This window comes from Bacillus sp. GbtcB14 (genome assembly GCF_019091205.1).
Classification (GTDB): Bacteria; Bacillota; Bacilli; order Bacillales; family Bacillaceae_G; genus Bacillus_A; species Bacillus_A cereus_AG.
On record NZ_JAGXJT010000316.1, the window covers coordinates 1 to 235 of the forward strand.

Genomic DNA, 235 nt, shown 5'->3' on the forward strand with positions numbered 1-235 from the left:
AAATTAACAAGTCTCGTTGACCGCGTTTTATTTGTAGCAGTTAAGCCACATACGCAATTAGAACGATTAATGAAACGAAATAATTTTTCAGAAGAAGAAGCAACAGTACGTATTCAATCTCAAATGCCGTTAGAAGAAAAAGTGAAGAATGCAGATGAAGTGATAAATAATGATTGCACAATTATGGGAACGAAAACACAATTACAGGTGATTTTAAAGAATTGGAACATTATTG

The 235-nt window shown here is 32.3% G+C and carries 1 protein-coding gene; it reads left to right on the top strand.

Annotated elements, in window-relative coordinates; genetic code table 11:
* Window positions 1-235, top strand: a 235-nt coding sequence (locus KVT31_RS30010) for a dephospho-CoA kinase (protein ID WP_217613773.1), incomplete at both ends; no start/stop codon positions are given.